Below are 22,007 nucleotides of genomic sequence, written 5' to 3'. Positions count from 1 at the left end.
TGCCGGCGGCTCGCTGCCGTCCGGGCGCGGCCTCCTCGGCGAGCCGATCCGCCACCCCGAGCCGCTGCGGCTCAGCCGGCTCTCCGACCACCCGGCGCCGTACGGCTTCCCGGCCGACCACCCGCCGATGCGGAGCTTCCTGGGGGTGCCGATCCGGATCCGGGACAAGGTGTTCGGCAACCTCTACCTGACCGAGAAGCGGGGCGGTGCCGCTTCGATGCCGAGGACGAGGACGCCCTCGCCACCTGAACGCGCTGAGAGGGCCCGCCGTTGGGCGGGCCCTCTCAGCGCTTGACCACGCCATGCTCAAGGTGTAGGTACCTTCTGCTGCTTCACCCAAGCCTGCACCTCCGACACCTTGAACTGAAGCTTCGCATTCCTCCCGCTTCCGAACTTGTACGCGGAGAGACCCAACCTGGGAGCCTCGCGATAGACCCAGGCAAGAGACATGTTCAGATACTCCGCCGTCTGCTTGACACTCATGAACTGCTCGTGCACGAGCTTCTCCTCTGTTCGGCTGATCCACGGCGATCATCGAGGACTCGCCGATTTCATCGGCATCCAGGCCAGTAGGTCGAGGGCGAGCTGGACCACCACCAGCCAGATCCGACTCGCCGCCGCGTACGTGATCCACCCGGAAGCTTTCGCGGGGCCGGAGCGGGGCGTGGTCAGAGGGCCGGGCCGTCTGCGCGCGTGCGCTCGGACCACTTCACGACGAGCGGTACGGCCTGGCCGGCGACGAGGAAGAGCGCTCCCATGGCGAACCAGCCCGGCTCGCCCCAGCCGATGCACACCAGGCCGAGCACCGGCGGGCCGATCGCGTTGGACAGACCTTGGCCGATCGCGAACAGACCCGAGTACTGGCCCTGTGCGTGCTCGGGGGCGAGGCCGAAGGACAGCTCGAACGAGGCGGCCGTATACCACAGTTCGCCCACGGTGAGGGCCACGACACCGAGCACGACGACGATCAGGGCGACCCATCCGGGCGCGCCGCCCGCCACGGCGATGAGGCCGGTGGAGAGGAGGAGCGCAGCGCCCGCACGGCGCGCCGTGTGGCCGGCCGACGTGTTGTCGCGGACGCCGCGGCTGACCCGCACCTGGAGGCAGACCACGAGGGCGGTGTTGACCGCCACGCTCGCGCCGACGAACCATCGCGGCGCTTCGGTGTGCCCGATGATCCACAGCGGCAGGGCGAAGATCAGCACCTGGTTCTGGATCGACATGATGCCGTCCAGAACGGTGAGCGCCACGTACGGCTTGTCCTTCAGGGCCGGCCAGCGGCTGCCTCCCGCCGGGGCGTCCACCGGCGGCACGGACGGAACGAGGGAGGAGGCGGCCGCCGAGACGAGGAACGCGGCGGCGGTGCCGAGGATGAGGCACACGTACGCGGTCCTGGTGTCCAGCTGGACGACGACGCCGGCCGCGAGGGCTCCCGAGCCGACGGCGATGTTGTTGAGGGCACGCAGGTAGGAGCGGTAGCGGGTGGGGTTCGGGGCGCCCAGGGCGCGGGTCAGCGGGCCGCGGGCGGCGGTGCCGGCCGAGACCGCCAGCTCGGCCACGCACAGGCAGGCGATCAGCGCGGGGAAGGAGCGCACGAACACGAGTCCCGCCACGGCGAGGGCCTGCACGAAGAGCGTGACCCGGAAGACCTCGCGCGGGCCGTACCGGTCGGCCAGGTAGCCCACGGGGATGCCGGCGGCGAGTCCGATCAGGGCGGCGGCGCCCAGGGCGAATCCGACCTGGGCGACCGGGAGGCCCACGGAGCGGGTGAAGAACAACGCGGCCCCGGTGATGAAGAGGCCCTTGCCGATCTGGTTGACGAAGGTCGCGGCGGCGAAGGCGCGTTTGGCGCTCGTCTCGGGGATGAGGCCGCGGGCCACCAGCCAGGCCGACCATCCTCGTTCGGCGCCTGTCCCGGCCGCCGGCTCGGTCCGTTCGTCCGGCTGGCGCTGACTGGTGGTGTCCAACTGGCTGTCCCTCCGACTCCTCGATGGCTGTGCTCGGGTGCCCGTCAGGCGGTCTTGTGGCGGGCGCCGCCCTCGATGTGGATCGTCTCGCCGGTCACGAAACCCGCGCGGAGGAGCCACATCACCAGGTCGACGACGTCGTCGGACTCGCCGTGCCGTCCGACGAGGGTCCCGGCCGCGCTCTTGGTCAGCAGGGCGGCCTTCTTGTCACCGAGGCGGTCCCATGCGCCCGAGTCCACGACGCCGGGAGAGACCGCGTTGACCCGTACCGGTGCCAGGTCCGCTGCCAGGTGGCGCGCGGCGTACTCGAGCGCACCATTCGTGATCCCCTTGACCAGTGATCCCGGCCCGGGGCGCCAGCCGACGACACCGGAGAACAGCACCATCGACCCGGTCGGCCGGAGCACCGGCGCGAAGTGCTTGGCGACCAGCATCGGGCCGACCACCTTCGCCGTGAACGCGGCCAGCAGCTTGTCGCGATCCAGCTCGGTCGCGCGGACGTCGTGCGGTGCCGAACCGGTCGTCACGATGTGGTCGAGCCCGTCTTTCAGGCCTTCCGCCGCGGCCGCGATCGTCGACTCGTCCTGCAGGTCGACCCGTACCGCCGTGGCACCGATCTCGCTCGCCAGCGCTTGGGCCGCGGCCAGATCGCGGGCACCGACGACGACGTCGTACCCGTCCTTCTTCGCCCGCCTCGCGACGGCCGCGCCGAGCGCCCGTGCACCACCGATGACCAGGATCCGCTCCATCAGGCCCACTCCCTCTCCTAGGATCGGGTGCAAGGGTATGGATTTGATACCGGTATATTCAACGAAACTGGGGGCAGCCATGGGCAAGGCGTACAACGTGATGGCGGCGACCTGCCCGAGCCGCACGGTGCTGCACCGCATCGGTGCCCGATGGACCGTGTTCGTCGTCAACGCCCTCGAGGGCGGACCTCGCCGCTTCAGCGATTTGAAGGGGCACATCCAGGACATCACCCCGAAGGCCCTGACCGAGACGCTTCGCTCCCTGGAGACCGACGGTCTGGTCAGCCGCCACGAGTACGACGAGAATCCGCCCCGCGTCGAGTACGCCCTCACACCGCTGGGCCGCTCCCTGCTCGTCCCGCTCCGTGCGGTACGACGCTGGGCCGAGGAGCACGTCCCGGACATCGAGGCGGCCCGGGCCCGGCGGTCGGTTCTCTGACCCGCTCTCAAGCGGGCCGGTGGACCGGCCGCTCCGTCACGACCGTTGCGGCGCCGCCGAGTTCGACGCGCAGGTCCGGCCCCGCCGTGGCGGTGATGGTGGCCGGGCTGCCGAGGGCGTCGCCCATGTCGACGGCGATCCGGTGGGTGCCCCGGCCGGCCAGGTGTGCGGCGAGACAGGCCGTGCTGTTGGCGTTGGCGAGGTCCTCCGGAACGCCGATCGACGGGGCGAACATCCGGGCCGCGAGCGCGCCCTCGGGCGAGGGTTCCGAGTGGACGTACGCGCCGAGCAGGCCGAACCGGTCACAGGCCGCCCTGAGGTGGTCGAGGTCCGGACTCAGCGCGGCGACCGCGGCCCGGGTGCGGACCGGCACCAGGATGCGTTCGCGGCCCACGCCTGCGATCCGGACGTTCGGTCCGACCTCGTGCGGTGCGAGACCGAGGGCCGGAAGGACGAGGGCGCGCTCCTCCGCGGTGGGTTCGCGCAGATCGACGGGGCCGGGGTCGAAGGCGGCGGTGATCAGCTCGCCGACGCGCTCGGCCCGCCCGGCGAACACCCGCCCCCCGGCCCGGAGGATGGCGCGGTAGGGCCCGGCGCCGCCGTGCCGTGCCGCGAGGAGGGCGAGGGCGGCGATCGTGCCGTGCCCGCAGGCGGGCAACTCCCCCTCCGCAGTGAAGAAGCGCAGCTCGGTCTCCTCGCCGACCTGACGTACGTACACGGTGTGCGAGGCGCTCTGGGCGACCGCGATCCGGCGCCGCTCGTCGTCGCCCGGCGACGCACCGTCCGCGTCCTCCAGGACGACGGCCGTGGGGCTGCCGCCCGCGCCGCCCCGCAGGCAGGCGCGGACGACCGTCACGTTCGGTGTGCTCATGGGGCTGTCACTTCGCCTCCTCCAGCGTGGCGTACCCGGTGGTCGCCGCGGCGGCGGTCCGGTGGGCACCCTCCTGGAGCTGGAAGAGCGAGCCGAAGGGACGCTCCGCGAACGGGAGACGCCACGCCCCGGCCTCCACCCGTGCCGTGTCCGACACCTTACCGCGCAGCAGTTTCACCCCGGACTCGTTGTGGCCGGCGTGCGGGCCGAAGTGGATCGGGAAGGCGTCGGCCGCCCGGTATGCCGGCAGGAAGGCGCGGCGGTACCGGTCGGAGCGGTTCGGGGAGGAGTAGTGCAGGAGCAGGGGGTGGATGAAGACCACGCTGCCCGCAGGCGCCTCGATCGGCACGGCGAGCGCCGGATCGGGGGCGTCGGCACCCACGACCTTGCCGCGGAAGTAACCGTCGACGTAGTGGTCGGCGAGACCGCGGAGGTGCGAGCCGGGGACGGCCTGAAGGGCGGAGTTCTCGGTGGTGGTGTCGTCGAGGTAGACGAGGGCCGTCACCAGGTCGGTGTTGGTGTGGGGGTAGTAGGCGAAGTCCTGGTGCCAGTCCACGACGCTGCCCACCTGCGGGGCCTTGAGGTGGAGCTTGCTGTAGTGGAACAGGATGTCGGGGCCGATGAGCGCCTCGACGTGGTCGAGCAGTGCGGGGTGGGCGGCGGCCCGCTCGAACGCGGCGTGCTGTTTGGTGGGCGACCAGATCCGGCGGGCCATGCCGTTGTCGCCCGGCTCCACCTCGGCGACGGAGCTGATGTCGGCGACGTCGAGGATCTCCGTGACGGCGGTGTTGAGCTCGGCGACTTCGCTCTGGTCGAAGAGACGCTCGATGACCGCGAAGCCGTTCGCGCGGTACTCCTTGACGAGCGCGGCCGTGTCGGGTGCGGACATGCGCGGGGTTCCTCTCTGCTGGGTGGCGGGGCGTGGTGGGGTGGAGCTCGTACGGGTCCGCCGGCGACGACCGCCCGGCGGACCCGCGATGGCTCAGGAGGCGCCGTCGGTCTCCGGTTTCGACGCGGGGACGCGGAAGGTCCCCGCGGCCCCCTCGGCCGGTTCGCCCCTCAGGCGCCCGAGGTCCCCACGCGCTGGCTCCGTCGTCGGCATGGGTCCGGGGCGTGCGGGGTCAGGCGGCGGCCGGCGTGTGCTGGGCGACGGTGTCCTGGTAGATCTCCCGGAAGAACAGCGCGAGGATCTCCTGGACGTCGTCGATGTACTTGAAGACCTTCTGGAAGTCCTCCTCGCTGAAGATCAGCTGGTGGAGGATGTCCCACATCTCCTGGGAGTGGTCCTCGGTGGTGTCGACGTGGAGGTGGGCGGCCTGCCCCTTGACGCTCTCCTTGCCGAGCCGCTCCTGGAGGTTCTCCACGATGGCCGGCTGGAGCTTGACCTGGGTGTATTCCACCAGATAGTTGGAGACGACCGGGGCGAGGGCCGACTCGTGCTCCAGGGCGTAGTAGAAGAAGCCCTCCAGAAGACGGGTGGAGAGGTAGGGCTCGGTCGCGAGGATCTCCTCCTCGGTGATGCCGGCGGCCGCGGCATCGCTGACGTACAGCCGGTCGTGGAGCATCTCGTCGGCCTGGTACTGCGCGTAGTCGCGGGCGGCCCTGGGCGAGACCTGGGCGATCTTGTAAATGGCCTTGGTCTGGCTCACCCGGGAGAGGCGGATCCGCCACACGTGCTCGATCAGGGTGCGGCGGTAGTACGCCTGGTGCAGCTCGGGTTCGGACAGGTGCGACGCGAAGGGGATGGTGGCCTTCCACTCCGCCATCTTCTTGTCCATGTAGCGGTCGAGCTCGGCCTTCTTCAGACGGCTCTGCTCCTCGTTGTAGAACGGCTTCGGGTAGGTGATCCCGGTGTTCTGCACGCGGTTCATCGCGTTCTCCTTCACAAGGGGGTTCACGGGAAGACGTTGACGCAAGGGTCAGCGGTAACGGACATGGAAGTGCTCGGTCGCGTGTCGGTCGAGGAAGGCGATCTCGGCTTCGAGGTCGTCGGCCGCCACGTCCCACAGGGCGTCCATCAGGCAGATCGCCCGGTCGGACGCCTCGAGTTCGGTTCCCTCTTTCACGTGGACGCGCAGGATCCGCGGCGGGCGGGTGGGCGGTTCGAAGCGGATCTCGTCGACGGTCCGCCCCTTCTCCCCGTACTTGCTGAGGAACACCGTCGCCCGGGTGGGCGCGCCGGTGCGCAGGGCCTCGAGCTGTGAGGCGTGGGTGAGCCGTTCGTGGAAGGCGTCCCGTTCGCCGTCGGGCAGCAGCAGGGCCTCGGCCCACAGGTCGAAGGAGGAGAGCCCGGTGACGGTCCGAACGCTGGGGTCGATGAGACTGCCGCCCATCCGGGTGTTGATCTCGATGATCTCCCAGCGCTTCTTCGCCTCCCAGTACTTGACCTCGATGTGGAGGGGGCCGGTGGTCAGCCCGTGCCCCGCCAGCGAGGCGAGGCAGCGGGTGACGAAGTCGGCTCCTTCCAGGAGGAGTTCACGGTCGAGGCTCACCGGCGGGCTGACCGACATCCCCTCCAGGGTGGTCCGCTCCAGGCGTTCCACACGGGCCTTCTCGTGGACGCACAGGTGGTGCACCCGTCCGTCGAGGACGAACGTCTCGAAGCTGAACTCCGGTCCCTCGACGTACTCCTCGACGAGGAAGTCGTACCGGTCCATGAAGATCGCCTTCATGGCCTGGTCGGCGCGCATCTGCTCCTGGATCGCGGGCAGGTCGGCCAGGTCGTCGACGTTCTCCAGGATGAAGGCCGCGAAGGACGCGGCACCGCGCACCGGCTTGACGAACCAGCGTGCGGAGGGGTCGAGTTCGGGGGTCACCCCGGGGGCGAGCCGGTGGACCCGGACCTCGCTCAGTCCCTCGGCGAAGAGGTGGCGGCGCAGTTCGTACTTGTCGAGGCACAGGCGCAGCGCGGGCGCGGCGGAGTCACGCGCGCCGAGCCGCTCGTTGAGCTCGGCCATCAGGAGCCGGTAGGCCTCGAAGCTGACGATGGCGGCCTCGACGACGTAGCCCCGGTCGGCGAGTTCGCGGACGGCCTTCTCGACGTCGCCGGACTGCAGTTCGGGTTCCTCGGTGACCACGCCGTCCGCCAGGTGGCGGCGGGTCGCCTCCCACACCTCCGGCGACTTCGGCCGGGAGCTGAGGGCGACCAGGGACAGGCCGGTCCTGGCGACGGCCGCGGCGATGTCCTCGGTGTACGACTTGCCCTGGTGCATGAGGAGCAGGACTGCTCTCTTCATCTGTGCATCTCCTCCGGGTTCCGGGTCCGCCTCAGTGCCGTCGGGCCGGCGGCCGGTCCGCGGTCTCGTGCTGGTGGGCGCGCAGGATGTCCACGAGCCGGGCGGCGCCGCCCTCACGGAGCGGGTCGACGACGGGCAGTCCGGTTTCGGCCTCCAGCTTCTCGGCCTCGCGGCGGTAGTCCTCCTCCGAGAAGCCGACGCTGTTGACGCTGACGGCGGCGACCTTGGCGGGCCGCCCGCTGAAGACGGTGAGCTCCTCGTTCATCCGGATGATCTCGGGGATGGGAGGGATGGGCGTGTCCCAGACCTTGGTGCGCTCGGCGCCGAGGCGGTGGCAGAAGACCATGGCGTGCGGCATGGAGCTGTGGAGGATGGTGAGGGCGACGCCGCTGCCCTGGACGTGGTTGAGGGCGGCCTGGCCCTCGACGACGACCCATTCGTTCCCGACGGCGGCATCCATGACGACCTTTTCGATGGCCCCGCCCATGAAGTCGCCGGGCACGCCGTCGACCGCGACGCCATGGCCGGAGATCAGCAGGCCGCTCTGGCCGGTGGCGGCGAAGCCGGTGGGGATGCCGCGGCGGTTGGCCTCGTTCCAGATCTCCAGACCGGCCGTCTTCTTGCCGATGTTGCAGTCGCTGCCGCACGTGTGGATGATCCAGGCGTCCAGGTCCAGGACGCGGGCCATGTTGAGCGGCACCTTCGGGGCGTCCTTGGTCTCCCAGACGGTGACGCCCTTCTCCCGTACGGCGCGGGCGAGGTCCGGGTCGTCCGTGAAGCGGTAGTGGATCGAGTTGATCACATGGAGGCCGCTCTGGACGGCCGCGAGGAAGTGCGGCTTCCAGTCCGGGGGCAGGTCGCCCGAGTGCAGGCCCTTGCCGACGACCATGACCTCGGGGCGCAGGTGGAGGGCGTCCTCGACCCGGCTGACGATCGGGATCGGGCCGCCGTAGCCGAGGACGTCCTGGACGGTCCGGCCGGCCGTGCCGCTGTCGATCACGGCGACGCAGCGGTCCCCGCGGTAGCGGAGCAGTGAGGCACCGATCTTACTCGTGAACAGTCCGAAGCACCCCTCGGCGAACAGCACGTACTTCTTCTCGATCAGCTCCGCGTGCTTCAACTGGGCCATGTCTTCCTCCACGGACTCGACGGTTCTACGGCCGATGGCATAGGACGGTGCGGGCGCCCTACCGGACCGGCTCGGCCGTCAGGCGGTACTGCTCACGCGCCTGGCGCACGGCCTCCTCGATCTGCTCCTGGGTGCCACCCCGGAAGAGGAAGCGGCCACCCTGGATCATCGCGTACGAGCCGGGCCGGGAGAGCAGGACCTCGCCCGGCATCGGCACCAACTCCCGGTACACATAGGGAACTTCACCCACGAGCGGAGTGGCCTTGATGACCTTCTGGGGCAACGGCCTGGGGCCGGGGACGATCAGCCAACCACCGCTCTGCCCCGGGACGGGAGCGGACGGCTCCACCGGGCGGCCGAGCAGCACGTCGACCCACAGCCGGAACAGGTTCACCCCGTGGACGTCGTGGATGACGTACGGCACGTCGGCGCCCGGCACTCGGGCACCGACCTCCAGAAACACCAACTCGTCCCCGGTGTCGAAGAGTTCAAGGTGGAAGGCGGAGCTCCGCAGGCCGAGCGCGGTGAGGCAGCGCAGGGCGAAGTCCTCGCAGCGCTCGCGCACCGCGGGGTCCGTCTGGAAGACGGAGCCGAGCGGTTCGCCCTGGAGCTCGAAGTCCAGACAGGTCGATACATAGCGCGAGGTGCACCGGAACAGCGGTTCGCCCGTGGCGTCCAGGACGCCGTCGACATGCAGGATCTCGCCCTGCACGAACTCCTCGATCTCAAGGTCCTTCAGGCTCCGTTCGGCGCACAGGGCCCGCAGCTCCTCGGCCGAGGCGATCCGGCTCACCCCCTGGCTGCCCGCCCCTCGCACCGGCTTGACGATCACGGGGTAGCCGAACTCCTCGGCAGCCGCGAGGACTTGGTCCTCGGTGTGGCACAGAGCCCAGCGCGGCACCCGGATCCCTGCCTGCGACAGCGTCTCCTTCATGACGGTCTTGTCGCGGAACCGGGCGGTCTCCTCGGGGCGGGAGCCCTGGACGCCGTGCCGCTCGCGCAGGGTCGCCGCGAGGTCGAGGAGGAATTCGGAGAGTCCGATGACGTGGTCGAACGGGCCTTCGTCGCGGACGACGGCGTCGACGAGCTTCAGCACGCCGTCCACGTCGTCGAAGTCCGGCACGACGTGGACCCGTTCGGCGCCGGCGGGCACTCCGCTGCGGCCGCCCTCGTCGCAGACGTACGTGACGTGGTCGACCTCCGGGTCGAAGAGCAGCTCGGGAGCGGCGAGGCGGTTCTCCCAACGCCGCTGGTCCTCGTACAAGGGCCAGCGGGTCAGGAACAGGATCGGGCTGGGCATGGATGTCGCCTCACGGTTCACAGGGAGCTTGGATGCGCCCGGCCGGAGGCCGGTTGACGGCGGGCCTTTCGGAACCGGAGGATGAACCCGAATCCGATTCCCGGGAGCAGCCCTGACCGTGCTTTTCGCGCCGCCACAGCCTTGCACGGGATTGGCCCAGTCAGAATAGGACCTAGGACCTAGGTCCCGCCCCAACGTTGCAGGTGCGCGGCAAGCGCTGCCGGGAGATGTCGCCGAGCACCGACGACGGCGCGTCCCCCGGTAACGAAGAGTCTGCGGCACCGTGTACGGGAAACGCCATGGGCAGATGGGCCTATTGCCGCAGGTACCCGCGGGGCGCAGAATTCCAATCGCGCCCTCCACGGCCGACGGAGGTCGTATTCCCGCTCCGCTGACACGCCGATGGCGCGCGCAGCGGGAAAACGGCCCCGCCGCTGGGCTGCACATCCGGGCCTGATTTCGCGGGAGAGGTGGTGATGCCGCCGTGTCGGAGGGAACGAAGACCGTACGGCGGGTGGGCTCCAGGGAATTCCGGGCGGCGATGGCGCGGTTTCCGGCCGGCGTCGTGGTGGTGACGACTCTGGACGACGGCGGGCTGCCGCGCGGCTTCACGGCGAGTTCGTTCTGCTCGGTGTCGCTGGACCCGCCGCTGATCCTGGTCTGTCTGGCGAACTCGGCCGACTCCTTCGCGGCGTTCGACTCGTGCGGGCGCTTCGCGGTGAGCGTGCTGGGCCCCGAACACCAGTCACTGGCAGAGAAGTTCGCGACCAAGGGCGCCGACAAGTTCGCCTCGGGCGGCCTGTCCCGCACACCCGGCGGACTGCCCGCTGTCGCGGGCGCGCTCGTCGAGCTGGACTGCGAGGTGTACGCCAGGCACCCGGCCGGCGACCACGCGATCCTGATCGGCCGGGTGTCGGGCGCGCGCCTGGGGGACGGCGCGGCGACCCCCGTCATCTATTACGAGAAGTCCTTCCGGGTCCTGGCCTGAGCGAGGACCCGGCTGCGGTCCGGACCGCCCTGCGCCGGAAACGCCATGGGCAGCTGGGCCCATGGTCGCACGCACTCCACGGAACCGGGATGACTTCTTCTCTCTCCGAGGACCTCGTCGGCCCCGGACATCAAAGCGACATCTCCGACAAGACAATTAGACGGCGAACGACGGGAAACGGGAGATACCAGCATGCTGCTGAAGGTCGATCCGATCGATTCCTTTTCCGGAACCTTCTGCGTCCCTTCTTCGAAACCGGAGACGCAGCGGGCAATTCTGACCGGCACACTGGCCGAGGGCACGTCACGCGTCTACAACGACCTCCGTTGCGCCGAGACGGAAACAATGAAGAACGCCTGCCGGGCCTTCGGCGCCGAGATCACCGAGCACGACGGATTCCTGGAGATCCGGGGCATCGGAGGGACGCTCCCGAGCGTCCGGCGCGTCGTCCAGTCCCACGGCTCGGGTCTGGTGTTCCGCGTCGTGACGGCGCTGGCCTCCGCACTGCCGACGCCGGTCGTGGTGGCGGCCGACGAGACCCTGCGCAAGCGCGTGATGGAGCCCCTGCTGCAGGCGCTGCGCGAACTCGGCGCGGACATCGAGTCGATCGTCAGCGAGAACAAGGCCCCGGTCGTCAACTGGGGAGGTGGCCTGAAGGGTGGCACCTGCCGGCTTCCGGGCGACATCAGCTCGCAGTTCATCACCGCCATCCTGTTCGCCGCGCCGCTGGCCGACGGCCCGGTGGAGATCGAGGTGACTGGCGAGGTCTACTCCCAGTCGTACATCCGGCAGACCCTGGCGAACCTGACGGAGGCGGGCATCAAGGTGTCCGCGTCGGAGGACATGCGTCACTACCAGGTGGAGCCCTCCTCCTACCAGGCCCGGGACGTCACCACGCACGAGGACTACACCTCGGCCTCGTACCTGCTGGCCGCCGCCGCGCTCTTCCCGGGCCGGACCGTCCTGACCGGTGTGCACGGCGACAGCATGCAGGGCGAGTTCGCGATCGTCCCGATCCTGGAGCAGCTCGGGGTGAGCGTCACCTTCGACCGGGACGCCCTGTCGCTGACCGTCGACAACCCGCCCGGAAGTCTGACCGGCGACTTCGAGGTGGACGTGCGGGACTGCCCCAACATCGTGCCCACGCTCGCCGCCCTCGGGGCGTACGTCCAGGGCCGCCTGCGGGTGACCGGCGGACGCCTCACCCGCTTCCACAAGGCGTCCCGCATCGAGGCCATGGCCGCCGAACTGACCCGCGCGGGCGTGGACATCGAGGTCCTGTACGAGGACGGGATCTGCGACGGCTTCGAGGTCCGCGGCGCGCGGACGTACCCCGGCGGGGTGACGCTGTCCAGCTGGGGCGACCACCGCATCTTCATGTCGCTGTTCGTGGCCGGCCTGCGGATGCAGTCCGCCAACCGGTTCTCGGGCTTCGAGGACGTCCGGCTGTCCTTTCCCAGCTTCATGGCCGAGTTCGCCAAGGCAGGGGTACGGACCACGGCCGTCGAGGAGGAGAACGCGCCCGCCGGGGCCGCCGGTTGACAGGTCCGGCGCGCGGGTCGGATCCCGTGCCCGCGCGCCCCGTCCCGGCGGACGGCTCCCGGAGTCCCGGAGTCCCGGCCGAACGACCTCCCCGCACGACCGTCCGCCCTCCCCGGTCCGCTCTCCCCCGTCCAGGAAGTCCCCGCCATGCCTCCTGTCCCTGTCCCCCGGCTGCGCGCCGACGTCTCCGGGCTGCCCCGCTACGTCCCCGGCCGGCCCGCGCCCGGCGACCAGGTGGACAAGCTGTCGTCGAACGAGAACCCGTACCCCCCGCTGCCATCGGTCGTCGCCGCGCTGCGCGAGGAGCTGGGACGCGTCAACCGCTATCCCGATGCGACGAGCGGTGAACTGGTCACCGAACTGTCCGCAGCCCTCGCGGTGCCCCCGGAACACCTGGTGCCCGGCGCCGGATCCCTCGGGGTCACCAGGGACCTGTTGTCCGCCGCGGCCGGTGAAGGGGACCAAGTCCTGTTCGCCTGGCGGTCGTTCGAGGCGTACCCGATGCTCGTCTGGGCCACCGGGGCAACTCCCGTGCAGATTCCGCTGCGTGACGAACGGCATGATCTGGAGGCCATGGCCGATGCGATGACGGACCGCACGCGCATGGTCATCGTGTGCAACCCGAACAACCCCACCGGCACGGCCGTGCACCGCGGTGAGCTCGAGCGCTTCCTCGAACGGGTGCCGGGCGACGTGCTGGTGGTGCTCGACGAGGCGTACCGCGAGTTCGTCGACGACACCGACGTACCCGACGGTCTCGAGCTCTACCGCGACCGTCCCAACGTCGCCGTACTGCGCACCTTCTCCAAGGCGTACGGGCTGGCACGACTGCGCGTCGGCTACGCGGTCGCGCACCCGCCGGTCGCCGCCGCGCTGAGGGCCTGCGCCCTGCCGTTCGGCGTCAGCGGACTCGCCCAGGCCGCCGCGCGGGCCTCCTTGACAGCGGGACCGGAACTGCTGGAGCGGGTACGGACCCTGGTCGCCGAGCGCACGCGGGTCACCCGTACGTTGCGGGCCACCGGCTGGAGCGTTCCCGACAGCCAGGCCAACTTCGTCTGGCTGCGCCTCGGTTCGCACACGCCGGCGTTCACCGACGCGTGCGGGGCAGCGGGCGTCATGGTGCGCCCCTTCAGCGACGAGGGGGTGCGGATCACCATCGGAACTCCCGAGCAGAACGACCGTCTGCTGAAGATCGCGGGCGACTGGCGGGCATGAGACCCCCGCCTACGGACGGTCCCGACGATCAGTCGAAACTCATTCGGCAGAACATCGATAGCGCCCGTGCCACGTGCCTCTTCACGCTACGGTGAGGAGGACCCACAGCAGCGTGCCGCCCATGCGCCCCGTATGCCCGTTCGAAGGATGTCGATGACCGAACACGGCCGGCCGGCCCCGGCCTTCGCCCGCGCCCAGGACGGCACCGCCCTGGCATACCAGCGCCGCGGGGAGGGGCCGCCGCTGGTGCTGCTCGCCGGGCAGGCGAACGACCACCACTGGTGGGACGCCGTGCGCGAGGACTTCCACACCGTGCGCTCCACCGTCACCCTGGACATGCGCGGCACGGGCGACAGCGACAAGCCGGAAGGGCTCTACTCCGTACGGCAGTTCGCGGACGACGTCGTCGCGGTCCTGGACGCGCTCGGCATCGCGCGCGCTGACGTGTACGGCACCTCGATGGGCGGCCGGGTCGCCCAGTGGCTCGCGATCCGCCACCCTGAGCGGGTCCGCCGGCTGGTCCTGGGCTGCACCTCCCCGGGCGGTCCGTACGCCGTGGAACGCGACGCGTCGGTACGGCGCTCCCTCGCGCAGCCGGACCCGGAGGCCGTACGCCGGGCGCTGGCCGACCTGATGTACTCCCCCGCCTGGCGGGCCGCGCACCCCGGCCCCTACCACACGCTCGGCGACCCGCGGATGCCCCCTCATGCGCGCCGCGGCCACCTCATCGCCAGCAACGAGCACGACGCATGGAGCGAACTGCCGGGCATTGCGGCACCCACCCTGATCCTCCACGGCGACCAGGACCGGCTCACCCCACCGGACAACCTCTCGCTCCTCGCCGCCCGTGTGCCCGGCGCCCGTACACACCTCTTCCCGGGCGCCCGGCACGCCTACTTCGAGGAGTGCCGGGACGAGGCGGGGATGCTCGTGCGGGAGTTCCTCGTCGAGGAGGGGGAACGGTGAGTGGCCGCACCCCGCCGGCGAGGGGCTGAGGTGACGTGGGGATCCCCCGCCACCCGGCGGGGATGCCCCCGGAGAAGGGGCCCGGCTGCGGGCCCATCAGGAACTGGGAGCCACGTTCTGGGCGTAGAGCGCGGCCTGAGTGCGGTGATCGGCGCCGATCTTCGGGTAGATGCTGCTGAGGTGGTTCTTCACGGTCTTCTCGGAGATGTCCAGCCTGCGAGCGATGAGCCGATTGCTCAACCCCCGGGCCAGCAGACGGAGTACACCCCACTCGCGTGCGGTGAGGGCGGGGTCGGTCGGCAGCGCACCCTCCTCGGCGACGGGGACGGACGCCGCAGCGGACGGCTCCGCTTCCTCGGGGTCGGCCAGGCCGACGTTCTGGGCGTACAGCGCGGCCTGGGTGCGGTCGGTGGCACCGATCTTCGGGTAGATGCTGCTGAGGTGGTTCTTCACGGTCTTCTCGGAGATGTCCAGCCTCCGAGCGATGAGCCGATTGCTCAACCCCCGGGCCAGCAGACGGAGCACATCCAACTCTCGGTAGGTGAGCTTGGCAGCCGGTGCCTCTTCCACGTCTTGCCTCTTCTTTCCTTCACTCAAAGAGCGTGAGAGAACTCCCGTAAGGGCTTCATTCACCCGGCGCCCGCGGCACTGAGCGGCGCGCGTCGGCAGGTCACCTGACGGGCAGCGGTCACGGTAGGCGGCCCGACGTCCTGCCCGGCCCAGCCGTGCAGTCCGGGGGAACACAGAACGTCACAGGGGCATCGGCCGGGGCGCTGAATACAGGAGCCCACTGGATCCGTGGAAAGCACAGAGCGGCATGACGTCATTGCAATCCCCCGTACGAGCACACCAGAACGTTCGCAGGCAAAAACGGCAGCACCGTGAAGAATCGGTGCAGCGACCACAAAGCGGCACGTTTATGATCAGTCAAGAGCGCCCCTCGCTGCTCGCTCGGGGTGCAGGTTGAAAATGATCAAAATCAATTCAGTCTACACACCGACGAGACCGATCGGCCAGCGCGCTTCGTAAAATCTCGATCTACACGCAAAACCGCCGCCCCTGCCATGGAGTCGGGGCCGGCGGAACGACGGATTCCTCCGGTCCGCTTCACGGCGTCCGGGGATGCCGGATTCACGGCGAAGATCGGAGAAGGGGGCGTCTTGGGCTTCAGCAGTGAACCTGCACCGGACGAGGCACGGCGCGGGGAAGCACAGGCTCCGCCCGCGCCCGCCACCTCAGGGTCGGCCTGCTGAAGCCCGTCCACGAACAGCATGATCAATCCGCGGTACGCGGCATCGGAAAGCCGTCCCTCACACCTTCTGCTCGGCGCGTTCCAGCTCGCGCACCAGCGGCAGCACACGGGTGTAGAAGATCCGCATCTCCTCCCGCGTCGGCCAGCCGGAGAAGATGAACTCACTGATCCCGGCCGCCTTGTACTCGTAGAGGTACGCCGCAACCTCCTCATAGCTGCCCACCACACAGAGGGCCGGCCCACCGCGGTACGCCACCGCGCCGGAGTACAGCATGGGAGAGATCCAGTCGGACTCCGCGGCTTCGGCCAGCCGGAAGGACGTCTTCACCGCGACGGAATCGGTGGCGGCCACGGCAGCTGCGATCCGCTTCCGGTGCTCTTCGTCGGGCTCGCCCATCATCTCGGCGAGATCCGCCAGCGCTTCCTCACGGGTCTCCCTCGCCAGCACGTGCATGCGGGTTCCCACCCGGCGGCCCTGCGCCAGGACGTCCTTCGCCGCCGTGCGCATCCCCTCGGGAGTGTCGCCGTACCGCAGCCAGCAGTCGCCGTGGTCCACCGCGGTCTGCTGCGCCACCTCTGAGGCTCCGCTGATGTAGATCTCGGGACGGCCTCCGCCCTTGTACCCCAGGCCGATCTGCGCCTCCTCGAGGCGATAGTGTTCGCCCTCGAAGGACAGCGGGGTCTCATTGCGCCAGAATCGATGGAGAATTTCCAGGAATTCGTTGGAGCGCGCGTAGCGCTCGTCGTGGGCGAGATAGTCCCCGTAATAGGCCTGCTCAGCCGGGGAGGTACCGGCGACCAGGTTCAGGGATATCCGCCCGTCCGACATCCAGGAGACCGTGTTGATCACTTGGGCGAAGAGCGTCGGCGAAAGCAGTCCGGGACGGTAGGCGAGCATGAACTTGACGCGCTGGGTCTCGCGGACCAGGGCGCCGAGCATCGGGAGCGGATCGGGTATGTGGAAGCCGATCCCCATGAGGAGCGAGTCCACACCCAGGCTGTCGGCCTCCTGCGCGAACTCGACGATCTCGTCGAAGTCGAGCTGGCCCACCGTGTATTTCCCCGCCGCCTTCCGCTGCCCACTGGCCGGCGAGTTCCAGTGCACTCTCAGATCATTCGCAGGTGACTGTGGTTGGCTTGACAGGCCGCTCACGACCAAGACCACCTTTCGATCGCTCGAAATCCGATGCCCGGGCCGCGATACGCAAGAATCTGTCGGCCAGTGAACGGACCTGGCGAATCCCCGGGTGGTTCCCCAACATGTTGATCGCGTTCCTTCAGCCTCGCATGGTTCCGGTCCGGTCAATATAGGACGTAGGTCCCAACGCCCCCGATGTGCACAGGACTTGCCGCAGGGCCGGTCGATCCAGCCGCGGGATGGGCCACCCGTTCGCGCGGCCGGTTCCGACCGGCCGGACGGCCGCCCCCGGTGCGGTCAGCGCAGGGAGCGGATCGCCAGGCTGGAGGCGACCAGGGCTGCGCAGGCCAGGACGGCGCCGCCGCAGAGCAGGAACAGCGTCGTGGTGCCGTACGGGAGCAGGGCGCCGGCGAGCACGTAGGAGAACGGGTCGAAGGCCACCGTGGCCAGCACGAGGAGGCTGAGCACCCGGCCCAACAGGTGCTCGGGGAACCGCTCCTGGAGCGTGGCCACCACGTCAGCCGCCGCCGTGATCGACCCTCGCCGTCGATGCCGGCCGCACCGGCCTCGTCGCCCCTAACGGCGCGGGCAGGAGCACGCTGGTCAGGCTGATCGCCGGTCAACTGACTCCCGCTGCCGGGCCCCTGACGGTCCGCAGCACTGCCGCCTACCTGCCGCAGGACCTGCCGCTGACCGCGGACCTCGCAGTCGCCGATGTCCTCGGCGTCGCCGAGGTGATCCGCGCCCTGGACGCGGCGGAGTCCGGGGACGTGGCCGAGGAGCACCTCACCACCATCGGCGACGACTGGGACATCGAGGAGCGCACCTGGTTCCACCAATTCTGGAAGCGGGGAAGGTGGTTCGATCCCCAGGTCGTCACGTCCGTGTACTCCTACCTGTGGATTCGCATGAGGGATTCGCTCGGCGAGGCCCCGGGCCGGCTGAATGCCGGCGTCGACGGACGGCTCGCGCTCCCCACTGTGATCCACGGCCGGAGGTCGGCACATCAGTCATTTGACTGCGGACACGAGAGGAGTGGGAAGTCGGTGGGGTGACTCTGCTGGCGAAGTATTTGATCCGGGTCGGGTCGCCGTTGCGATGTCGTGTTGGGTGCACGGCCATCAATGACAAGGGGGTCGGACGCGGGCGGTGCTGGGAGAAATACGGCGACAGGATAATGCACGCGCTCAGGCACCTCTTCGCGTCCGAGGCGCTGAACGGGGGCGTGAACGTCTACACCCTGGCGGATCTGCTCGGCCACGAGGACCAGGCCTTCACGCTCCGTAGGTACGTACACCGTGTCGCCCGGTCGCTCGACAGGGCCCGGGGGCGATCGGCCGGCGCTACCGCACGGCGGCGCGACCTGACCCCGGCCGGATGTGCACCGACCCCGCGAGCGCCACCTGACCCGAACGGGTCCGGTCGACGGGGGCCCGATGACTCGGATGCCCCGGCTGACGGGCGGCGCAACAAGGTTGGACCTACGGTGCGGTGTCAGGGGGTTACCCGAGTGAGAGGTGTCGACTGGCATGGCTGGGAAATTCGAGCTGTACAAGGACGAGAGCGGCATGCACCGGTTCCGTCTCAAGGCGAGCAACGGGTCGGTCGTGGTGACCGGCGACCCTTACGAGAGCAAGGACGACTGCCTGAGGAGCATCGAGTCGATCCGCAAGCTCGCGCCGTACGCGGAGCTCAAGGAGGCGGCCGGGTCGGCCTGAGGTGACATCGCGTTGAACACGCGGGTCGGTGATGCAAATCGCCGACCCGCGTTCGCTTGTACGACAGATCCCTTTGGCCGGAAGCATGCCGGGCGCGGACAGAACACTGGCATGCGCGTCGTCATCGTCACCGAATCCTTCCCGCCCGAGGTTAACGGAGTCGCCCACAGCGTGCTGCGGACGGCCGAGCACCTGGTCCGCCGGGGCCACCAACCCCTCGTCGTCACCCCCGCGCCGGCGCGGGGCGCCCAGTGCCCGCCGCAGACCTTTGGTTCCGGCGCCGAGGCGGAGCGGATCCCCGTGGTGCGGATCCCCTCATGGCCGCTGCCGGGGTACCCGCAGGTGCGGATCGCGCTGCCGAGCCGGCAGCTGACCGCCGCCGTCGCCGGGCACCGGCCGGACATCGTGCACCTGGCCAGCCCGTTCGTGCTGGGCGCGCGCGCCATGCTGGTCGCGGCGCGGCTCGGGGTGCCCGCCGTCGCCGTGTACCAGACCGACCTTGCCGGGTACGCGCACGCCTACCGGGCCGGACGGGGGCTCGGGGAGGCCGCCGCCTGGCGGCGGATCCGGGCCGTGCACCGGGCGGCCGCCCGCACCCTGGCGCCGTCCACCCCGGCCGCGCAGGACCTCACCGCGCACGGGGTGCCGCGGGTGCGGCTGTGGCCGCGCGGGGTGGACTCGGTGCGCTTCCACCCTCGGCACCGCGACGAGGGACTGCGCCGGGCGCTCGCGCCCGGCGGGGAGGTGCTGGTCGGGTACGTCGGGCGGCTGGCGCCCGAGAAGCGGGTCGACCTGCTGGCGGCGGCCTCCGCCCTGCCCGGGGTGCGGGTCGTGGTGGTCGGGGACGGGCCGTCGGCGCCCGGGCTCAAGGCCTCGATGCCCGGCGCGGTGTTCCTCGGCCGCCGCACCGGCGAGGAACTCGCGCGCTGCTTCGCGACGCTGGACGTGTTCGTGCACACCGGCCCGCTGGAGACCTTCTGCCAGACCATCCAGGAGGCGATGGCCAGCGGCGTGCCGGTGATCGGCCCGGCCGCCGGCGGCCCGCTGGACCTGGTCGCCCACCACCGCACCGGTCTGCTGGTGCCGCCCCGGGACGGTGCGGCGGTGGCCCGGGCGGTGGCCGAACTGGCCGCCGACCCGGCCCGGCGGGCCGCGTACGGGACGGCCGGGCGGGCCGAGGTGACCGCCCGGACCTGGGAGGCGGTCGGGGACCTGCTGCTGCGCCACTACGACGAGGTGCTCGCCGAGCACCGGGGGCTGCCGCTGCCGCCCGCTCCTCCGTCCTCGACCTCGACCTCGACCCCGGTCGCCCCGGTGGTGCCGGTCCTGCCGGAGGAACTGCCGGCATGACCGACCCGCTGACCATCGTCCGGCTCGCCAACTTCGTCACCCCGGTCTCCGGCGGCCTGCGCACCGCGCTGCGCCACCTCGGCACCGGGTACCGGGTGGCCGGGCACCGACCGGTGCTGATCGTGCCCGGCGAACGCCGCACGGTGGAGGAGACCGGGCAGGGCCTGGTGGTCACCCTGCCCGGCCCGGTACTGCCGGCCAGCGGCGGCTACCGGCTGCTCGCCGACCGGCGGGCGGTGGCCGCCGAACTGACCCGGCTCAGCCCCGACCGGCTGGAGGTCTCCGACCGGACGACCCTGCGCTGGACCGGCGCCTGGGCGCGGCGGCACGGCGTCCGCTCGGTGATGGTCTCGCACGAGAGCGCCACCGGGGTGCTGCGCACCTGGGGCATGCCCGGCCCACTGGCCTCGGCGGCCGCCGACCGGCTCAACGCGGCGACGGCCCGCGCCTACGACTCGGTGCTCTGCACCACCGACTGGGCGGCGGCCGAGTTCCGCCGGATCGGCGTGCCCAACCTGGTCCGGGCCCCGCTCGGGGTCGACCTGGACGCGATGCGGCCGCTGCCGCCGGCCGAACGGGCGGCGGAGCGGACCCGGTACGCGGCGCCGGGCGACGCCCTGCTGGTGCTCTGCTCGCGACTGTCCGCGGAGAAACGGCCCGAGCGGGCGGTCGAGGCGCTGGCCCGGCTGCGGGCGCGCGGGCTGCCCGCCGTCCTGGTGGTGGCCGGGACCGGGCCGCTGCGGGAGCGGCTGGCCGCCCGGGCCGCCCGGCTGCGGCTGCCGGTGCGCTTCCTCGGGCACCTGAACCGGCGCGAGGCGCTGGCCCGGCTGCTGGGCTGCGCGGACGTCGTGCTCGCACCCGGGCCGGTGGAGACCTTCGGCCTGGCCGCGATGGAGGCGCTGGCCTGCGGCACGCCCGTCGCGGTCAGCCGCTCCTCCGCGCTCCCCGGGCTGATCGGGCTCGCCGGGGTGGCCGCCGTCGACACCGGGGCCGGATTCGCTTGTGCCGTCCGCGAGTTGCTGAGGCGGCCGGAGGAGACCCGGCGCGCGGCCGCCCGGGCGCAGGCCGAGCGGTACGGCTGGCCGACCGCGGTGGCGGCCTTCCTGGCAGCGCATGGCGTACGGAACTCCGAAGCGGCGGAGGGGGATTGGAATGAGCGTGCTGGACACCGGGCCTGACCGGGCGGCGGAGGAACGACCGGCGGCGGGCGAACTGCTGCGCTTCGTCGCGCTCGGAGACTCGCTCACGGAGGGGATCGGGGACCAGATCGGCGAGGAGTGGCGCGGCTGGGCCGCCGTGCTGGCGCACACGCTGGCACCCGGCAGCCGGGAGGTCGAGTTCACCAACCTGGCGTACAGCGGGGCACTGACCACCGACCTGACGACACGTCAGCTCCCGGCGGCGCTGGCCGCGCGGCCGCAGCTCGCGGCCGTGGTGGTCGGCGGCAACGACACCCTGCGGGCGGGCTTCGACATCCGGCGCACCACCCTGGAACTGGACGCCACGATGGGTGAACTCTCCGCCCACGGAGCCGTGTTGCTGACCGCCTGCCTGCCCGACCCCGGCACCCTGCTCCGGCTTCCGGCGCCGCTCGCCCGCCCGCTGGCCCGCCGGATGCGGGCGGTCAACACCGTGGTGCACGCGCTCACCGCGCGGCACCGGGCGGTACACCTGCACATCGCGGACCTGCCCTGGTGCGCGCAGCGCGGACTCCTGAGCGTCGACCGCCTCCACCCCAGCGCCGAGGGACACCACCTGATCGCCCGCCGCTTCCACGACCTGCTCACTGAAACCGGCCATCCACTCGGCCCGCCACCCGCCACCGAAGCCGCCGGACCCCCGCCGGGCCTGGCCGCCAACCTGTGGTGGATGGCCACCAAGGGCACCCGCTGGGTCATCGCCCGCAGCACCGACCTCCTGCCGGGTCTGCTCGCCCTGGCGGCGGCCGAGGGCCTCGCCCGGCTCCGCGGGGCGAGCGGGTGGCACGACGAGCAGATGGCCCGGGCGGCGGCGCAGGCGCTGGCGTCGCTGGGGTGAGGCGTCCGCCCCGGCGGGCGGCTGGATGCCGCTGAGGGGACGGCCTCGACCGGTACTTGGTGCCGGTACTTGGTGCCGGGTGCGGACGGGAGCGCCGAGCCGGTCCGGGA

General features: G+C 70.9%; 21 protein-coding genes and 3 pseudogenes. 12 read left to right on the top strand and 12 right to left on the bottom strand.

What is annotated here, in order from left to right; translation table 11 throughout:
- Window positions 1–7: 7 nt before the first annotated feature.
- Window positions 8–246: pseudogene (locus ACZ3UD_RS12720) on the top strand (GAF domain-containing protein); the annotation flags it as partial.
- 60 nt (window positions 247–306) lie between these two features.
- Here ACZ3UD_RS12720 and ACZ3UD_RS12715 read toward each other — a convergent pair.
- From ACZ3UD_RS12715 to ACZ3UD_RS12705, 3 genes are all read right to left on the bottom strand, one after another.
- The gene (locus ACZ3UD_RS12715; RefSeq protein WP_465585642.1) at window positions 307–498 is read right to left on the bottom strand and encodes a helix-turn-helix transcriptional regulator; all 192 of its coding nucleotides are present in this window, start codon (window positions 496–498) and stop codon (window positions 307–309) included.
- A gap of 170 nt (window positions 499–668) precedes the next feature.
- Complete coding sequence (locus ACZ3UD_RS12710; RefSeq protein WP_465585641.1) at window positions 669–1,967, bottom strand: MFS transporter; 1,299 nt, start codon at window positions 1,965–1,967, stop codon at window positions 669–671.
- Window positions 1,968–2,011: 44 nt separating this feature from the next.
- Window positions 2,012–2,716, bottom strand: coding sequence for an SDR family oxidoreductase (locus tag ACZ3UD_RS12705; protein ID WP_465585640.1), 705 nt, complete (start codon window positions 2,714–2,716; stop codon window positions 2,012–2,014).
- A 79-nt stretch (window positions 2,717–2,795) separates the two neighbouring features.
- On the opposite strand from ACZ3UD_RS12705, the gene ACZ3UD_RS12700 reads away from it, so the two are divergent.
- Window positions 2,796–3,155 (top strand): winged helix-turn-helix transcriptional regulator, encoded by a 360-nt coding sequence (locus tag ACZ3UD_RS12700; RefSeq protein WP_465585638.1) that lies wholly within the window; start codon window positions 2,796–2,798, stop codon window positions 3,153–3,155.
- A gap of 7 nt (window positions 3,156–3,162) precedes the next feature.
- Here ACZ3UD_RS12700 and ACZ3UD_RS12695 read toward each other — a convergent pair whose 3' ends face one another.
- From ACZ3UD_RS12695 to ACZ3UD_RS12670, 6 genes are all read right to left on the bottom strand, one after another.
- Window positions 3,163–4,026: a PhzF family phenazine biosynthesis protein gene (locus ACZ3UD_RS12695; protein ID WP_465585636.1), complete on the bottom strand. Its 864-nt coding sequence runs from the start codon at window positions 4,024–4,026 to the stop codon at window positions 3,163–3,165.
- Between the two features lie 7 nt (window positions 4,027–4,033).
- Window positions 4,034–4,915: a phytanoyl-CoA dioxygenase family protein gene (locus ACZ3UD_RS12690; protein ID WP_465585635.1), complete on the bottom strand. Its 882-nt coding sequence runs from the start codon at window positions 4,913–4,915 to the stop codon at window positions 4,034–4,036.
- A gap of 232 nt (window positions 4,916–5,147) precedes the next feature.
- Complete coding sequence (locus tag ACZ3UD_RS12685; protein ID WP_465585633.1) at window positions 5,148–5,897, bottom strand: iron-containing redox enzyme family protein; 750 nt, start codon at window positions 5,895–5,897, stop codon at window positions 5,148–5,150.
- A 48-nt stretch (window positions 5,898–5,945) separates the two neighbouring features.
- Window positions 5,946–7,262, bottom strand: coding sequence for an ATP-grasp domain-containing protein (locus ACZ3UD_RS12680; protein ID WP_465585632.1), 1,317 nt, complete (start codon window positions 7,260–7,262; stop codon window positions 5,946–5,948).
- Between the two features lie 31 nt (window positions 7,263–7,293).
- Window positions 7,294–8,391 (bottom strand): DUF1611 domain-containing protein, encoded by a 1,098-nt coding sequence (locus tag ACZ3UD_RS12675; RefSeq protein WP_465585630.1) that lies wholly within the window; start codon window positions 8,389–8,391, stop codon window positions 7,294–7,296.
- A gap of 58 nt (window positions 8,392–8,449) precedes the next feature.
- Window positions 8,450–9,691 (bottom strand): ATP-grasp domain-containing protein, encoded by a 1,242-nt coding sequence (locus ACZ3UD_RS12670; protein ID WP_465585629.1) that lies wholly within the window; start codon window positions 9,689–9,691, stop codon window positions 8,450–8,452.
- 514 nt (window positions 9,692–10,205) lie between these two features.
- Here ACZ3UD_RS12670 and ACZ3UD_RS12665 point away from each other — a divergent pair.
- The 4 genes from ACZ3UD_RS12665 (at window position 10,206) to ACZ3UD_RS12650 (ending at window position 14,402) form a co-directional block, all read left to right on the top strand.
- On the top strand, window positions 10,206–10,679 hold the full coding sequence (locus ACZ3UD_RS12665) for a flavin reductase family protein (RefSeq protein ID WP_465585627.1): 474 nt from the start codon (window positions 10,206–10,208) through the stop codon (window positions 10,677–10,679).
- Window positions 10,680–10,871: 192 nt separating this feature from the next.
- Window positions 10,872–12,221, top strand: coding sequence for a 3-phosphoshikimate 1-carboxyvinyltransferase (gene aroA, locus ACZ3UD_RS12660; RefSeq protein WP_465585626.1), 1,350 nt, complete (start codon window positions 10,872–10,874; stop codon window positions 12,219–12,221).
- A gap of 147 nt (window positions 12,222–12,368) precedes the next feature.
- A complete protein-coding gene (hisC, locus tag ACZ3UD_RS12655) occupies window positions 12,369–13,436 on the top strand; it encodes a histidinol-phosphate transaminase (RefSeq protein ID WP_465585624.1) in 1,068 nt (355 codons plus the stop codon).
- Between the two features lie 153 nt (window positions 13,437–13,589).
- Window positions 13,590–14,402, top strand: coding sequence for an alpha/beta fold hydrolase (locus tag ACZ3UD_RS12650; protein WP_465585623.1), 813 nt, complete (start codon window positions 13,590–13,592; stop codon window positions 14,400–14,402).
- 96 nt (window positions 14,403–14,498) lie between these two features.
- Here the strand turns inward: ACZ3UD_RS12650 and ACZ3UD_RS12645 are convergent, their stop codons facing one another.
- The 3 genes from ACZ3UD_RS12645 to ACZ3UD_RS12635 all read right to left on the bottom strand — a co-directional run bounded on the left by ACZ3UD_RS12645 (window position 14,499) and on the right by ACZ3UD_RS12635 (window position 17,308).
- Complete coding sequence (locus ACZ3UD_RS12645) at window positions 14,499–14,972, bottom strand: response regulator transcription factor (RefSeq protein ID WP_465585621.1); 474 nt, start codon at window positions 14,970–14,972, stop codon at window positions 14,499–14,501.
- 740 nt (window positions 14,973–15,712) lie between these two features.
- A complete protein-coding gene (locus ACZ3UD_RS12640; RefSeq protein ID WP_465585620.1) occupies window positions 15,713–16,705 on the bottom strand; it encodes an LLM class flavin-dependent oxidoreductase in 993 nt (330 codons plus the stop codon).
- 384 nt (window positions 16,706–17,089) lie between these two features.
- Window positions 17,090–17,308, bottom strand: a complete 219-nt coding sequence (locus ACZ3UD_RS12635; protein ID WP_465585619.1) for a hypothetical protein — start codon at window positions 17,306–17,308, stop codon at window positions 17,090–17,092.
- A gap of 29 nt (window positions 17,309–17,337) precedes the next feature.
- On the opposite strand from ACZ3UD_RS12635, the pseudogene ACZ3UD_RS12630 reads away from it, so the two are divergent.
- The 6 genes and pseudogenes from ACZ3UD_RS12630 to ACZ3UD_RS12605 form a co-directional block, all read left to right on the top strand.
- A pseudogene (locus tag ACZ3UD_RS12630) lies at window positions 17,338–17,619 on the top strand (ATP-binding cassette domain-containing protein); the annotation flags it as partial.
- 350 nt (window positions 17,620–17,969) lie between these two features.
- Window positions 17,970–18,035, top strand: a pseudogene (locus ACZ3UD_RS12625) (hypothetical protein); the annotation flags it as partial.
- Between the two features lie 286 nt (window positions 18,036–18,321).
- Window positions 18,322–18,510 carry a YegP family protein gene (locus ACZ3UD_RS12620; protein ID WP_465585617.1) on the top strand — a complete coding sequence of 63 codons (189 nt, stop codon included), beginning with the start codon at window positions 18,322–18,324 and terminating at the stop codon, window positions 18,508–18,510.
- 111 nt (window positions 18,511–18,621) lie between these two features.
- Window positions 18,622–19,860, top strand: a complete 1,239-nt coding sequence (locus ACZ3UD_RS12615) for a glycosyltransferase family 4 protein (protein ID WP_465585615.1) — start codon at window positions 18,622–18,624, stop codon at window positions 19,858–19,860.
- Window positions 19,857–21,038, top strand: coding sequence for a glycosyltransferase (locus tag ACZ3UD_RS12610; RefSeq protein ID WP_465585613.1), 1,182 nt, complete (start codon window positions 19,857–19,859; stop codon window positions 21,036–21,038). Before ACZ3UD_RS12615 ends, ACZ3UD_RS12610 begins: the two co-directional genes overlap by 4 nt.
- Window positions 21,013–21,897 carry an SGNH/GDSL hydrolase family protein gene (locus ACZ3UD_RS12605; RefSeq protein WP_465585611.1) on the top strand — a complete coding sequence of 295 codons (885 nt, stop codon included), beginning with the start codon at window positions 21,013–21,015 and terminating at the stop codon, window positions 21,895–21,897. Before ACZ3UD_RS12610 ends, ACZ3UD_RS12605 begins: the two co-directional genes overlap by 26 nt.
- The last annotated feature ends 110 nt before the right edge of the window (window positions 21,898–22,007 follow it).

It is taken from the genome of Kitasatospora sp. NPDC023118 (assembly GCF_055560875.1).
This window is presented reverse-complemented; position numbering and strand designations above follow the sequence as displayed.